Here is a 14,660-nt window from a genome sequence, read left to right on the forward strand (position 1 = left end):
TCCTATAGCCACTGGAGGATGCAGATTGGCAGCCGATTGTCAAACAGCAGCCGTGTGTTGACGCCCTCAAACGACGAGCGGCGCGCAAATTCCGGTGGCAGGGCGGTGCGCAATGCAGAACAGTGGCAGTGAACTGGACCATATCCTGGCAAAGCGCCGCCAATTGCGCCAGAACACGGCGCAGGCGCTTGCGCGCATCCAGAAAGCGCACCGGCAGCACCGCCAAATCCGTACCCCGCACATCCGGTCCGGTTTTCACCTCCAGCTGTGGCTGCAGGCGTGCCTGCGCTCCATGGAGGTCAGGGCCTGCGCGCATCTGGTTGCCCTGTTGAACTGGTGTTCCCTGCGCCTCGTCTGGTTTGCGCTGCCCCGGCTGGCCGCCGGCCGCCTGACAAAGCGGCATGCCCGAACCTTGCGGCGGGTCATCGGAAAACTCAACCGGATTGGCATGGGGATTGTGCGCTGGCAACTGCGCCGCCATGGTTGAAACAGCGGCAGCCAATCCGGCGATCCGCGCAATTTTTTCCGCTGCCCATTTTCCGTCATGACACTGTCATGATCGTCCTTCTTAAGTCCCTTGCAAATGCTTCGGCAACGATGGCAGAGTACCGCGAATAGCGTTCTTTATTCATTGCATTCAAGCCATTAAGGGCCTGGCTCATGGCGTTTCAAAAGTATACACCGCCTGCCATCGGGCGCTCGATGTGGCTGAGCATGTGGGATCTGATGGCTTTGCTGCTGGTAATCGGCGCCATTGTGCTGATCGCCTACGGTGCCCGCGTGACCACGGTTCCGCTGTCGACACTTGAGGCTGCCCCGCTCTCCCTCGATCCATCCAACCTGCCGGTTTACGCGCTTCGCACCATGCTGCGCATGCTTCTGGCCATCGCCCTGTCGCTTGTCTTCACGTTCATCTATGCCGCAGCCGCCGCCAAGAGCCGGCGTGCCGAGATGGTGCTGGTTCCCATTCTCGATATTCTCCAGTCCGTGCCAATCCTCGGCTTCCTGACCTTCACGGTCACCTTCTTCCTCAACCTGTTTCCCGGCAGTGTTCTCGGCGCTGAACTGGCGTCCGTGTTTGCCATCTTTACCAGCCAGGCCTGGAACATGACGTTCAGCATGTACCAATCCATGCGCAACGAGCCGAAAGACCTTGAGGAGGCAACGCAGAGCTTCCACCTGACGGGCTGGCAACGCTTCTGGCGGCTGGACGTCCCGTTTGCGATGCCCGGTCTTGTCTGGAACACCATGATGTCAATGTCGGGAGGCTGGTTCTTCGTCGTGGCCTCGGAGGCGATCACCGTCGGCGACACCACCGTGACCTTGCCGGGGGTCGGCTCCTACGTCGCCCTTGCCATCAAAGAGCAGAACATCATGGCAATCTTCTATGCCACGATGGCCATGCTCGCCGTCATCCTGCTCTACGATCAGTTCCTGTTCCGGCCACTCGTCGCCTGGGCCGACAAGTTCCGCTTTGAAACAACTTCGTCGGAGACCGTTCCGAGTTCCTGGATGCTCGACCTCTTTCGCCGGGCCCGGATCACACGCTTGCTGGCCGCCCCGCTCGCCTTTCTTTCCCGTCTGGTCTGGAACCTGCGCTTGCCGGCGCTGCCGACATTCGGCTCGGGTGATGCAAAGCCCGCGACCTCGCGCCTTCTCGACCGGCTCTGGCTCGCCTTCATCGTTTTGGCCGCAGGCTATGCCGCCTATATCAGCATCATCTATCTCAAGGCCAACATCGCCTGGTCCGATGTTGCAACCGCCGTCGGCAACGGGTTCATCACCCTGTTGCGGGTGACCGTTCTGATGATACTTGCGACCCTTGTCTGGGTACCTGTCGGTGTATGGATCGGATTGCGGCCGAAACTCGCGCAGAAAGTCCAGCCGCTAGCCCAGTTTCTGGCCGCTTTTCCAGCGAACATCGCATTCCCCGCCTTTGTCGTGCTGATCGTGCATTTCGGACTTAACGCCAATATCTGGCTCAGCCCGCTGATGATCCTCGGCACGCAGTGGTACATTCTTTTCAATGTCATTGCCGGGGCCAGTGCCTTTCCCAGCGATCTCAAGGAAGCCGCGAACAGCTTTCATCTCCGTGGCTGGCGCTGGTGGTTCAAGGTCATTCTCCCCGGCATTTTCCCCTATTACATCACCGGCGCGATCACGGCATCCGGCGGCGCATGGAACGCCAGTATCGTTGCCGAAGTGGCCAGCTGGGGTGATACGCAGCTGACGACACCGGGGCTTGGATCATACATCGCCAATGCCACCACGGCCGGAGATTTCCCGCGTGTCGTGCTTGGCATCGCCGTCATGTGCATCTTTGTTACGCTGTTCAATCGCCTGTTCTGGCGCCCGCTCTACGCCTTTGGCGAGCGGCGCCTTCGTCTCGGTTAGTGCCGGATTATCGGATCAAAGGAATGTTCAATGCTTGATCAAGCTGACAGAAACCTGCTCGTCGACATCCGCAATGTTTCCCGGTCCTTCAAGAAGGGCAGCGGCAACGATGTCATGGTGCTCGACGATGTCGATCTGAGCATCAGGGAAGGCGAGATCGTCGGGCTGCTCGGACGCTCCGGCTCGGGAAAGTCGACGCTGCTGCGGATCATCGCCGGTCTCATCGCACCGTCTTCGGGGGAAGCAAAGTGCCGTGGTTCCGTCATCCAGGGGCCGCCCCTCGGCATTTCCATGGTGTTTCAGTCCTTTGCGCTTTTTCCCTGGCTGACAGTCCTCCAGAACGTGGAACTTGGTCTTGAAGCGCAGGATGTCGACCGGTCGGAGCGGCGCAAGCGGGCGCTTGCGGCCATCGATCTCATCGGTCTGGACGGGTTCGAGAACGCCTACCCCAAGGAACTGTCCGGCGGCATGCGCCAGCGTGTCGGTTTTGCCCGGGCGCTGGTGGTTCATCCCGACCTCCTGCTGATGGACGAACCCTTCTCGGCCCTTGATGTCCTCACCGCCGAGACCCTGCGCACCGACATGATCGACCTGTGGATCGAAGGGCGCCTGCCGATCAAATCGGTGCTGATCGTGACCCACAACATCGAAGAAGCGGTGCTGATGTGCGACCGCATCCTGATTTTCTCGTCCAACCCCGGACGGGTCGCGCAGGAACTCAGGGTCGATCTTCCGCACCCGCGCAATCGCCTCGATCCGGTCTTCCGGCAACTGGTCGACAATATCTATGCCCGCATGACCCAGCGCACCGAGCCGCGGCTGCCATCCGTGGAAGGCATTCCGGGCACGGGAATGGGCATGATCTTGAACCCGGTTTCAACCAATATCCTGGCTGGCCTGATCGAGTCTCTGGCGGGCGAACCATATAATGGGCGCGCCGACCTGCCTGTGCTTGCCGGCACGCTGCAGATGGAGGCCGACGAGCTGTTTCATCTCGGCGAAGCCCTGCAGCTCCTGCGCTTTGCCCATCTGAACGAGGGCGACCTCGTCCTGACCGACGCCGGCATGCGCTTTGCCCATCTCGATACCGATGCGCGCAAGAAGGTTTTCGCCGAACACCTCGTCACCTATGTTCCGCTCATCGGCCTTATCAGGCGCGTGCTTGACGAGCGGCCGACACATACGGCTCCAGCAGCCCGTTTCCGCAACGAACTGGAAGATTTCATGAGCGAAGACTATGCGGATGAGACGTTGAAGACGGTGGTGTCCTGGGCGCGCTATGCCGAGCTGTTTGCCTATGACGAGCAGGCCGAGCTTTTCAGCCTGGAAAACCCTCAGTAAGGGTTGAGCCGTGGACGATCGGCATTTATGGGAGTTGGGGCCGGTTTCGCGGCGAACCGCCCTTGGCGCGTTTCAAGATCAGTATGGCGATGAAGCCGGATGCCACGACGCCGAGCAAAATCGCGCTCGGCGCTTCGATGCCAAACAGGGATGCAACCCCAAAAAGCAGCAGAAGCCCCAGCAAAGCCAGACCGGCCGTCCGCTCGGTCCGCCATTGATACCGGCATGATGCCCACAGAACGGCCATGCCGACGGCAAGCGCCAGCACGCCGATAATCATTGAGCTCAAGACTTCCGAAAACTCTGCCACTGCGATCCTGCCAACGGTCGATGGTGCGCTTTAAACTTCACACAATCATGATGCCATATACTGCATCGCGAGATGCGGCTTAATAAAGTCGCAGCCGCGTCAATTGCGTGGCGGACATTGCCGGACAACCGTGACATTTCGCGCCGCTGTTTTCTGTTGTTTCAGCAGCTCCAGACGCGCATGGCGTCTACACTCGGAACACATTTGCCTGTAGCCTACACCGCGCTCGAAGCAATCGATCGACATCCATGAGCCAGATTGAGGGAAACACTTTATGAGTGGCGTATGCACGCAAGGGGTAGACACCGGCTTTGTGGCCTTGGGTACTGCCAAGGTCGCCGTGCTGGGCGTGGTGCAGGGCATTACGGAATTGCTGCCGATATCATCAACCGCGCATATGCGGCTGGTTCCGGCGCTTCTCGGCTGGCAGGATCCGGGATCGGCTTTTTCGGCGGCAATGCAGCTGGCCGCTTTGACGGCGGTGATCTGCTATTTCCGGCGCGATATTTATACCATAACCGGGGGATCGCTCAGTGCGATCAGGACAGGCGACTGGATGTCGCCCCAGCTGCGCATGGCCATCGGCATCGTGCTCGGCACTGTGCCGATCGTCATTGCCGGCCTGCTTCTGGCGCCAGTTCTCAACGCCTGCGACAGTCCCTTGCGGACCTTGCCGGTCATCGGCTTTTCCTGTCTCCTCATGGGTGTTCTGCTCGCCGTTGCCGAATGGGTGTGCCAGCATAAACGCCCAGCGGAGAGCATGCGGCTGCGCGATGCGCTCATCGTCGGCGTCGCCCAGGTCGGCGCCCTGATCCCCGGCGTTTCACGCTCCGGCTCAACCCTGACAGCGGCCCTGTTTCGCGATTTCACGCGGCAGGACGCTGCGCGCTTTTCCTTTCTGCTCGGCATTCCGGCAATCGCGCTGGCGGGCCTGCATGAGCTTGTTGTCCTCGCCCGCGCACATCTTCCCTTTGAAGGCTGGATGATCCTGCTCGTCGGACTTGTCGTCGGATCGCTGTCATCCTTTGCCGCGCTGTGGGGACTGATGCGTATTCTGGAGCGTTTTTCAACGCTGCCCTTCATCTGCTACCGGATTCTGCTCGGCGTGGTGATCCTCTGGATCTCATACGCCTGACGGATCTGCAGTGAAGGACGGGCGATAAACAGGGCGCTGTCCCGTTTATCGCCCGGAGTATCACGCTACATTGTCGTCATCAGTATCGCTGTCCTGTGCATCATCATAGGCGTCATCAAGACGATCCATTTCGGCATAGTCGTTCTGCGTACCGGTGCCTTTGTCATCATTGTAGTAATTGTTGATGACCGTCTCGCCGGCTTGCGGCGTATTGCCGGTGGCGCCGCCCGAGCCGCCAAACAGCGAATTGCCGCCCATCATATTCTTGATGCCTTCAAACATGAGCGCACCACCGGCCACGCCGGCTGCCGTGGTCAAGGCGCCCTGCAGAAAGCCACCGCCCTGGGCCTGCGGTTGCGGCGGTGCTGCCCAGCGCCCGGCCTGCGGCGGCTGTCCTTGTGGTGCATAGGCGTCCTGGGGTGCTGCCCCGCCACCGCCCCAAGGCCCGCTGAACCGGCCGGGAGACGGCTGGGACGGCTGCGCACTTTGGGAACTGCCGAAGATCGATCCCAGCAAGCCGCCCGACTGTTGTTGCGGCGGCGGCGCATTCTGCAAATCCTTCACCTGCGCTTCCAGGGCCTGGATACGCTCGTTGCAAGCATTCAGGCCATGTTCCTGGACGATGACGGCCTGAGCCAGGAGATAGGGGGCCGAGGGCTGGCTCTTGATCTGTTCCAGAATGAAGCGCTCGGCTTCCGGGTCCCGGGGCGTATCGGCCGCCTGCCTTGTACGGTCAAAGAGGCCACTGAGAAGTTTCTGTTCATCGGCATTCATTTTCACTCACCTCCTTTTAGGGGAAGCGTGATCTCGATCCAGATTCATGGCATTTAGATGGCCTTAACAAAATGTAATTTTGCAGCCGCAGCGGCCTTCCCGGCAATGTTTTTAGCCGCATAAATGGTTGCGGGCGCCGGAATAGCCGAAGCGCTCGCGTTCACGCCATCCGGCACTTCGTCCCCTAGAACGAGTTGACAATCGGGCCGGTCTGCATCCGCGCGATCATCGTATGGGCGTGATAATGCATCGCGCATTTTATGGCATAGATCTGCATCACCACCGGCGAGCGGCGGCGCTTCAACATGCTCCATATCCGCCGGCGATAGGTGCGGCGCAATTCCCTGTCGGGAACCTGGCGCATCAGGCGCAGAAAGATGCCGGCGGCTTCGAGCATCCATTCCGCGTTGAGTTTTGCAAATTGCAAGGGATGGCGGCGCAAATGGCGCAGCCGCGTCCGCTCGGGTTCTATGCGTTCATCGAGATAAAGCGCGTCGAGCCGGTCGAAATAAGCCTGCGGCTTGTGAAGATCCTGCATGACGGCGAGATAGCCGTCGCGCAGTGCCTCGCGGCTGAGGTTGAGCGGAATGACATTGGTGCCAAATGGCTGCTGATCCTCGGGATCCAGCCGCCCCTCCTTGAGCAGCCGCGTGTAGAGCGGCGTCTTCGGTATGGCCGCCAGCATGCCGACCATCGCGTTGACAATCCGCGCTTCCTTAATGAAGGCGCGCTGCGCGTCGAAAATCGAGGCATCGTCGCTGTCAAAGCCGAGGATCATGCCGCACCACACTTCCATGCCTGAACGCTGGATCATATGCACCTTTTCCAGCATGGTGGCGCCTTTGCGCACATTCTGCAGCTTTTTCGTCTCGCGCAGCGCCGCCTCGTTCGGGGTTTCAATGCCGATGAAGACGACGCGAATGTTGGTATCGACCATCAATTGCATCAGTTCGGGATCATCCGCCAGATCAATGGAGGCTTCGGTCACGAACGTCATGGGGTAATTGTGCGCGACCTGCCAGGCGATGACCTCACGCAAAACCTCCTTTATCGCCTTCTTATTGCCAATGAGGTTGTCATCGACAATAAAGGCCGTGTCCATGCCTGTTGCCAGCAATGCCTCCACTTCGGCCAAAATCTGTCGACCCGTCTTGATACGGGGCTTGCGGCCAAAGACAACGATGATATCGCAGAACTCGCAGGTAAAGGGACAACCGCGCGAGAACTGGATGCTTCCCACCGCATAATCGTCCATTTTCAGAAGATCGAAACGCGGCACCGGAACCGTGCTCATATCGGTCTTGTCTGCCTGCTCATACCGGCGCGAATGCCGGTGTTCAGCCCATTCGGTCAGGAATTGCGGCCAGGTTTCTTCGGCTTCACCAATAAATGCCACATCAGCGAGATTGGCGAAATAGTTCTCCTGGACGGTGATCCATGGACCTCCGACCACGACAAAGCAGCCGCGCTTCTTCAACTCCGTGATGATTTCCTTCATGCGGAAGCGCTGCACGATCATGCCGGTGACCCCGACAATGTCGGCGCTGGCGCACAGGTCATAGTCGATGTCTTCAACGTTCTCATCGATGAGCGTGACCGTGTGTTCGGCAGGGGTCAGGGCCGCCAGCAAAGGCAGGCAGGCGACGGGAAGGTTGGCCTTTGCGTCGAATATGGGCAGGGCATGTTCCAGCCCCCAGTAAGACGCTTCAAAGCGCGGATTAATCAGCACGATATGGGGCATTGCAGTCACCCTTTTGTTTGCTGTTAAAATGCTATGTGTCTGTCCCGTTTCCGCTTGCGAATGGCATGCCTGTCCCTGAGGCTGATCCCTGCGACCTCATCGCCTTGAGAAAAATCCTGTTCCCGCCTGTATACTCCCCAATATCCGTCAATGATATCTCCAACTCTCGGCCAAAATGTGATGCGGAGAACAGCAAATTCATTGCGGACTCAGCTCCGGACACCGCTCCTCTGACGCGTGAACCAGCGGATGCTGCCGGCAACCGCAAAAGCGAGCAGCGGCCACTCTGCCCAGAACGTCCCGCGCCAGGTAATAAGATTGATGGCAAGGAGGACGGAACCGACAATGGCCAGCAAGGCGACAAAACGGTCGAGACGGGTGGTTCGCACCCATAGAAGAGCAGCAAGAGCCGCAATGGCCAGAAGCGGCCAGGCTGCCCAGAAATAGCCGTCCCATGTGAGAAAATTGATGGCGGCAAGCCCGGCGGCGATCGCGCCCAGCACACCGAGCCGTCCTCCTTTGAACGGCAACGGTTGCGCCTGTGCCCGGGTTTGGGCTCCGCGCAAACGGTCATGCAGCGGCGGCTGCCCGGATTGCGGCGCTCTTTGCGGTCGAAGCCCCTTGTCTTCGCCAATCCGCACGGCGTAGCTCGGGATGCCGCCTTCAATGTTCTTGAGCGAAAGCTGGCCCAGATAATCAAACCCGACGGTCAGCTTGTTGCGGACCTGATCGAAAACCGTGCTGGAAATCACGATGCCGCCGGGAGGGGCCGAAGCCTGCAACCGCGCGGCAACATTCACCCCGTCGCCATAGATATCGTCGCCTTCGGCAATCACATCCCCAAGATTGATGCCGATGCGGAAAAGCATGCGGGCATCGTTCAAACGTTTGGCGTTATAACCGGCGAGTTCGTTCTGTACATCGATCGCCGCACGCACCGCCTCGACGACGCTGGAAAACTCGGCGATGAGCCCATCGCCCCAGGTGTTGATGACCCGGCCGGCATGCGCTTCGATCAGCCGCTTCATCGCATCGCGGTACTGGTTGAGCGTGTCGAGCGTCCGCTCTTCATCCGCCTGCATGAGACGGGTGTAGTCCTGGACATCCGCGGAGAAAATCGTGGTGAGCTTGCGGCGCGTTTCAGACATGGTTTTCATTTTCCCGGTTCCTGGCTCTGGTAAGAAATCCATCCGATGTGGGGCGGAGAATATAGCGTGTCGCTGAAAGTGGGAAGCACCTGCCGGGGCAGGAGAACAAATATCGGGATCTGCCGTTCGGGCAGCGCATCGCAATGGGCTTGACATAGTATTTTTATTACTAGTATATGTATAACTATGAAAACAATCAAACGCTCCCCGATCGCCCTCGCAATCCTCGCCATGCTGTATGAGGCACCCATGCATCCCTACCGCATGCAGCAACTCATCAAGGAACGCGGCAAAGATGAGGTCATCAATGTCGCCCAGCGCGCCAGTCTCTATCAGACGGTCAACCGGTTGGAACGGGAGGGTTTGATTGCCTCGCAGGGCGTCTCCCGCGATGAGAACCGGCCCGAACGCACCATCTATGAGCTTAGCCCGGCCGGGCGCGCAATCATGCTGCAATGGATGCGGGAAATCCTTTCCACGCCATCACAGGAATTCCCGGATTTTCCCGCGGCGATCTCGTTTCTGCCGCTGCTGACGCCCGACGATGCCCGGCAGCAACTCGAACAGCGCGCTGTCGCGCTGCAGGCGGAAATCGACCGGATCGAACAGAATTTGCGCCACGCAATCGCGATGCCGGTGCCCCGTCTCTTTCTCCTGGAAATGGAATATCTGAACGCAACCTACAGCACGCAGCTTGCATGGGTGCGTGCCGTCATCGCCGACCTTCAATCCGGCAAACTGACCTGGAGCGAAGCCTGGCTTCGCCAGATTGCAATGGAGCTTTCCCAGCCCAGCGAACACTCTTCTTCCTAGCGAAAGGCCAAGACCATGAAAACGAATAGCTTGCAGGTGATTATCATCGGCGCAGGGACCGGAGGGCTTTGCCTTGCGCATAGTCTGAAGCGGGCCGGCATCGGCGTCCGGGTGTACGAACGTGACCACACGCGGCGCGACGGCCTGCATGGCTATCGCGTCGGCATCAGCCCTGCGGGAAGCCAGGCGCTCAAGAGCTGCCTGCCGCCCGAGCTTTTTGATCTCTTTGTTGCCACCTGCGCGCGGGCACCGCGCCATTTCAACATGCTGACGGAGAACATGTCCGAGCTGATATCCATGCCGGTCCCCGGCAGCGATGATCCGGTCGACAGCGAAAAATCGGTCAGCCGCATGACGCTGCGCCAGGTCCTGCTCACCGGACTTGAGGATTGCGTCGTGTTCGGCAAGACATTCTCAAGCTACCGGAACAATGAAGACGGTACTGTCACCGTCGTCTTCGATGACGGTTCAACGGATACGGGCGATGTGCTGGTCGGTGCCGACGGCGCCAACTCGCGCGTTCGCCAGCAACGCCTGCCGGACGCACGCATGGAGGATACGGGCATCGTCTCCATCGGCGGCAAGGTTGCGCTCACACCCGAAACCAGAGCGCTTCTTCCCGACAAGGTTTTTCACGGCATATCGATGATCATGGCACCGAAGGGCTATGGCGCCATTCTTCACGTCATGGAATTCAAATGGGACAATGACGGCGTGAAGCAAGGGGTTGGCGGCAATGACGCCGATCTGATTGCCGGGTGGCCCGGACTGCTTTTCGACAACACCCGCGATTACGTCATGTGGGGTGTCTGGGGTGCGCGCAAGAACCTGCCGGAGGACCCCGCTTCCCTCCCCGGCTCGGACCTCGCCAGGATCGCCGCAAAGATGACCCGGAACTGGCATCCCGACCTGCGCCGTCTGATAGCGCTTTCCGATCCCACCACCATCTTTCGTGTCAATATCCGCACGTCGGTGCCGGTTTCCCCATGGCAGTCGTCGAACGTGACGCTGCTCGGCGATGCCATACACACGATGACACCCGGGCGCGGCGTTGGTGCCAATACCGCCATGCGGGATGCTGCCCTGCTCTGCCGGCGGCTCACCGAGGTACGCGGCGGCAGGCCGCTGGTTGAGGCCCTGCACGACTACGAAGCTGAAATGCTGGAATACAGCGCGCGGGCAGTGCTGGAATCACGCAAGCAGATGGACGCAAACGGCCTCAGCCACAGGCCCGCGCTCGGCCGCATCCAGCTGGCTGTCATGCGCGGCGCATTGCGCATCATCAATGCCGTTCCGGCCCTCAAGCGCCGCATGGAGGACGCCGAAACCCGCCTGCGCAAAATCGACCACACGCATGAATTTACGGCCTAGGCCGGATCGCTTGCCGGGGATGGAGGCCAGCGCTTGAGCGCATCCATTCCCGCCTGCGTCAGGGCATAGACACCCCTGTCGACACGCTCGAACCATCCGTAGACATTGCCGCGCAATATCTGCGGAGCATTGGGGGCCACCGCGCGCAGATCGCGCGGCCGCAAGTGACCGCGCTGCAGCGCCTCGGCACAGGCAAGCGCCTGTTGGCGGTATGCCGTCATTATCGGCTCGCGGGAACCGCCGCCCGATGTCGGATCTCCCTTGCGGCGCCGGTGCTCCGCGACCAGCCGGGAGCGCTTGCGCGCATTGTTTCGCGGCATCGGCGCCGCCGGGCTGACAATGATGCTGACCACGCCGCCATCCGATACGCCCAGCATGCCGAAACCCAGCCGGCGGCAGAGGTCACGGAACCGGCGATCGCTTTCGCGCCCCTTGCCCCGCGCCGACATGCGCGCCGCAAGCCAGACTTCATCGCTGAAAGCCGCTCTGTTCACCGCCTGCAGGATAAGCTCGAGATTGAAACTGAGCTTGAGTTCGCAAATGACCACCAAAGGCGGTTCACCGTCACTTAGCGCGACGATGTCACAGCCGACAACCTCACCTTTGACGCTGTAGCCGGCCTCTTCAAGAAAGCCTTTGATCGGGAGATAGAGTGCAGTCTCCAAGGTGCATCCTTTGCCATACATGCCATCCCCCCGCGTTCGCAAAGCGACCGTGAGAGCGGGTGTCGCCCTATAGCATTTGAGCAGGCAGAGCGAAAAGGGTCAGACGACGGCAAGCTCCGTTTCCGGATCGAACAGGTGCACATTGCCCGGCGCGATAAAGAGTTCTGTCTTGCGGCCCTTGCTCACCCCGGGCCTGCCGCTATGGGCCGCCACCACCGGCTGGGAGGCTATGGATGCCGTCACGAATGTCATGCTGCCGGTGGACTCGACGGCGTCCACAACGACCTTGATCGCCAGGTCGCCTGTTTCGCGCGTGAAGGCAAGATGCTCCGGGCGCAGGCCGGCCAGCAAACGCCGGCCGGGAGCCAGTGTACGGTCGAGTGCAAGGGATTGAGCCTGATCCTGCTCCAGCATCAGCCTGTTGCCATCGGGCCCAACCGTCACCGGAATGAAATTCATGGCGGGCGAACCGATAAATCCGGCAACGAACCTGTTGGCGGGCCGGTCGTAAAGATCAAGCGGGCTGCCCTGCTGTTCCACCACCCCGGCGCGCATGACAACGATATGGTCGGCCATCGTCATGGCCTCGACCTGATCATGCGTCACGTAGACCGATGTCGCCTGCAAGCGTTCGTGCAGCTTGCGGATCTCGCTGCGCATATGCACCCGCAGCGCCGCATCGAGGTTGGAAAGGGGCTCGTCGAAGAGAAACACCTTGGGGTTGCGCACGATGGCACGTCCCATGGCGACGCGCTGGCGCTGGCCGCCGGACAGGGCTTTCGGCAGCCGGTCAAGCAGGGTGCCAAGACCCAGCGTTTCCGCTGCCGCCCGCGTGCGTTCGGCAATCTCCTGCCGCGGGCGCCGCTTCAGGCGCATCGAATAATTCATATTGTGCTCGACATCCATGTGCGGATAGAGCGCATAGGACTGGAACACCATCGCCACATCCCGCTCGCGTGGCGGCTTGCTGACAACGCTTTCCCCGGCGATGCGCAGATCGCCAGAACTAGTCTTTTCGAGGCCAGCAAGGGTGCGCAGCAATGTCGACTTGCCGCAGCCGGACGGCCCCACCAGCGCAACGAAGGCACCCTGCTTGATGGCAATATTGATGTCCTTCAGCGCGTGAAACCCGCCATAATGCTTGTTCAGGTGGTCGATTTCGATCTGAAACATGGTTCACCTCATTTCAGCGCGCCGGCGGTAAGACCGCTGACGATGCGCCGTTGCAGCAGCATGAATACGAAAAGGATGGGTGTGACGTAGATGGCGGCATAGGTCATGATCCCGTTCCAGTCGCTGGCGTCCGGACCCATGAAGGTTTGCAGGCCGACCGTCGCCACCTGCAGCTCGTTCTTGGCAATCAGCGACCGGGCATAGACATATTCACCGAAGGATTGCAGGAAGATCAGCACCGAGGTGACGAGAATACCGTTGCGCGCCAAAGGCAGCATGATGTTGAAGAACGCGCCGATGCGCGAGGAGCCGTCAACGAGGGCTGCATCCTCTAGCTCGCGCGGCACCTGCACAAATGTGGCCCGGCACAGAACGATGTAAAGGGGCAGCATCTTGGCCGTCTGCGCCAGGATCACCGCCACGCGCGGGCTGGCCAGGAGTCCGATCTGATTGAACATGACGAAGATCGGCGTCACCATCAGGGAGGACGGCAGCACCTGCATCATCAGGATGGCGAAGAGCGCCATGTCCATCCAGATATTGCGGACGCGCGAGAGAACATAGGCGCATCCCGTTCCCATGAACGTGACGAGAATGGTGACCCCAACCGCGATCAACAGCGAATTCCAGATATACCGCCCCATGCCGCGGGCCTGCCACACCTCGACAAAACTCCACTGGGGGGCGGTTGGCCAGAACGTCGGCGGATACTGAAAGATCTCCGAACTGCCTTTGAAGGCGGTGAGATACATCCAGTACAACGGGAACAGGTAGATGGCCGTCATCACCAGACCGATAGCGAGGAGGATGTAGCGTTTCACCGGCTCTCTCCTCAGTAACTGTGTTCGTGGCGGGTGGAACGGACATAGACGGCGGCAACGACAATGACGAAAAGGATCATCATGACCGAAACCGCACTGCCCAGCGATATTTCATAGGTCTGGAACGACAATTGCCACGACCAGTATTGCGCGACATTGGAACTGTCGGCGGGCCCGCCCTGCGTCAGGGCCGCAATAAGATCGAACTGCTGCAGGGTGAAGATCACACCGAGTGAAATGACTGCGCCAAGCTGCGCCCGCATCAGCGGCAGCGTGATCGACCGGAAGCGTTCGAAAGGCCCAGCCCCGTCAAGTTCGGCGGCCTCGTAGACATCGCGCGGAATGGCAGCAAGGCCAACGGAGAGCAGGATCATGTTGAAGGGAATGCCGAGCCACACATTGGCAATGATCACCGCATAGAGCGCCACGTCCGGATCGGACAGCCAGAAGACGCGCTCACCGGCAATCCCAAGCGACATCAGCACATAATTGATGACACCGAAATCCCCGGCGAACAGCCATTTCCAGATCGCTCCGACCACCAGAGCCGGCATGATCCAGCCCGCCAGGAACAACCCGCGCAGATAGGTGGCTCCGGGGAAATCCTGCTGGAAAAACAGCGCAAGGCCAAAACCGATAGACAGCTGGAAGACAATTGACAGGACGACGAACTTGACGGTGTTCCACAGCACCGCCGTCGCAATCGGTTGCGATATCACATCATAGTAATTCTGCAGGCCGACGAAGGGGCGGCTGAATGAGGTGATCGTGAACATGTCCACCGTCTGCAGCGACATGATGATGTTGTAGACAATGGGAAATGCCGAAAATGCGATCAGATAAAGCAGTGCCAGGCCGAGCAGCAGGATATCGAAGCCGCTGCCATCCCTGATGGTCCTGATGATGCCCTGCATAGTGCCCTCCCGCCCCATGTGGATTGTTGGCCTGTCCCCGCAGAACGAATGCGAGGACAG

The 14,660-nt window shown here is 59.9% G+C and carries 14 protein-coding genes; 6 read left to right on the top strand and 8 right to left on the bottom strand.

The window, feature by feature from the left end; genetic code table 11:
* The first annotated feature begins 112 nt into the window (after positions 1–112).
* The 3 genes from C5750_RS17720 to C5750_RS17730 all read left to right on the top strand — a co-directional run bounded on the left by C5750_RS17720 (position 113) and on the right by C5750_RS17730 (position 3,735).
* Positions 113–487 (top strand): hypothetical protein, encoded by a 375-nt coding sequence (locus tag C5750_RS17720; protein ID WP_105735246.1) that lies wholly within the window; start codon positions 113–115, stop codon positions 485–487.
* Positions 488–660: 173 nt separating this feature from the next.
* On the top strand, positions 661–2,394 hold the full coding sequence (locus tag C5750_RS17725) for an ABC transporter permease (protein WP_105735247.1): 1,734 nt from the start codon (positions 661–663) through the stop codon (positions 2,392–2,394).
* A 30-nt stretch (positions 2,395–2,424) separates the two neighbouring features.
* Positions 2,425–3,735, top strand: a complete 1,311-nt coding sequence (locus tag C5750_RS17730) for an ABC transporter ATP-binding protein (protein WP_105735248.1) — start codon at positions 2,425–2,427, stop codon at positions 3,733–3,735.
* A gap of 25 nt (positions 3,736–3,760) precedes the next feature.
* Here the strand turns inward: C5750_RS17730 and C5750_RS17735 are convergent, their stop codons facing one another.
* Positions 3,761–4,024: a hypothetical protein gene (locus C5750_RS17735; protein WP_130502115.1), complete on the bottom strand. Its 264-nt coding sequence runs from the start codon at positions 4,022–4,024 to the stop codon at positions 3,761–3,763.
* Positions 4,025–4,319: 295 nt separating this feature from the next.
* On the opposite strand from C5750_RS17735, the gene C5750_RS17740 reads away from it, so the two are divergent.
* Positions 4,320–5,180 (top strand): undecaprenyl-diphosphate phosphatase, encoded by an 861-nt coding sequence (locus tag C5750_RS17740; protein WP_105735250.1) that lies wholly within the window; start codon positions 4,320–4,322, stop codon positions 5,178–5,180.
* A 60-nt stretch (positions 5,181–5,240) separates the two neighbouring features.
* Here C5750_RS17740 and C5750_RS17745 read toward each other — a convergent pair whose 3' ends face one another.
* The 3 genes from C5750_RS17745 to C5750_RS17755 all read right to left on the bottom strand — a co-directional run bounded on the left by C5750_RS17745 (position 5,241) and on the right by C5750_RS17755 (position 8,843).
* Positions 5,241–5,954, bottom strand: a complete 714-nt coding sequence (locus C5750_RS17745) for a DUF2076 domain-containing protein (RefSeq protein ID WP_105735251.1) — start codon at positions 5,952–5,954, stop codon at positions 5,241–5,243.
* A gap of 184 nt (positions 5,955–6,138) precedes the next feature.
* Positions 6,139–7,695, bottom strand: coding sequence for a B12-binding domain-containing radical SAM protein (locus tag C5750_RS17750; RefSeq protein ID WP_105735252.1), 1,557 nt, complete (start codon positions 7,693–7,695; stop codon positions 6,139–6,141).
* A 209-nt stretch (positions 7,696–7,904) separates the two neighbouring features.
* The gene (locus tag C5750_RS17755) at positions 7,905–8,843 is read right to left on the bottom strand and encodes an adenylate/guanylate cyclase domain-containing protein (protein ID WP_105735253.1); all 939 of its coding nucleotides are present in this window, start codon (positions 8,841–8,843) and stop codon (positions 7,905–7,907) included.
* Positions 8,844–9,029: 186 nt separating this feature from the next.
* Between C5750_RS17755 and C5750_RS17760 the strand changes: the two genes are divergently transcribed.
* Positions 9,030–9,656 carry a PadR family transcriptional regulator gene (locus C5750_RS17760; protein ID WP_105735254.1) on the top strand — a complete coding sequence of 209 codons (627 nt, stop codon included), beginning with the start codon at positions 9,030–9,032 and terminating at the stop codon, positions 9,654–9,656.
* A 15-nt stretch (positions 9,657–9,671) separates the two neighbouring features.
* Positions 9,672–11,027, top strand: coding sequence for an FAD-dependent oxidoreductase (locus C5750_RS17765; protein WP_105735255.1), 1,356 nt, complete (start codon positions 9,672–9,674; stop codon positions 11,025–11,027).
* Here C5750_RS17765 and C5750_RS17770 read toward each other — a convergent pair.
* The 4 genes from C5750_RS17770 to C5750_RS17785 all read right to left on the bottom strand — a co-directional run bounded on the left by C5750_RS17770 (position 11,024) and on the right by C5750_RS17785 (position 14,600).
* On the bottom strand, positions 11,024–11,692 hold the full coding sequence (locus tag C5750_RS17770) for a DUF2161 domain-containing phosphodiesterase (RefSeq protein WP_105735416.1): 669 nt from the start codon (positions 11,690–11,692) through the stop codon (positions 11,024–11,026). The two genes, C5750_RS17765 and C5750_RS17770, sit on opposite strands and share 4 nt — an antisense overlap.
* Before the next feature lie 99 nt (positions 11,693–11,791).
* Positions 11,792–12,865, bottom strand: coding sequence for an ABC transporter ATP-binding protein (locus C5750_RS17775; RefSeq protein WP_105735256.1), 1,074 nt, complete (start codon positions 12,863–12,865; stop codon positions 11,792–11,794).
* 8 nt (positions 12,866–12,873) lie between these two features.
* Positions 12,874–13,650, bottom strand: coding sequence for a carbohydrate ABC transporter permease (locus C5750_RS17780; protein WP_105735418.1), 777 nt, complete (start codon positions 13,648–13,650; stop codon positions 12,874–12,876).
* A gap of 47 nt (positions 13,651–13,697) precedes the next feature.
* Complete coding sequence (locus C5750_RS17785; RefSeq protein WP_105735257.1) at positions 13,698–14,600, bottom strand: carbohydrate ABC transporter permease; 903 nt, start codon at positions 14,598–14,600, stop codon at positions 13,698–13,700.
* Positions 14,601–14,660: the final 60 nt, after the last annotated feature.

The sequence above is a fragment of the Phyllobacterium myrsinacearum genome (genome assembly GCF_002980555.1).
Classification (GTDB): Bacteria; Pseudomonadota; Alphaproteobacteria; order Rhizobiales; family Rhizobiaceae; genus Phyllobacterium; species Phyllobacterium myrsinacearum.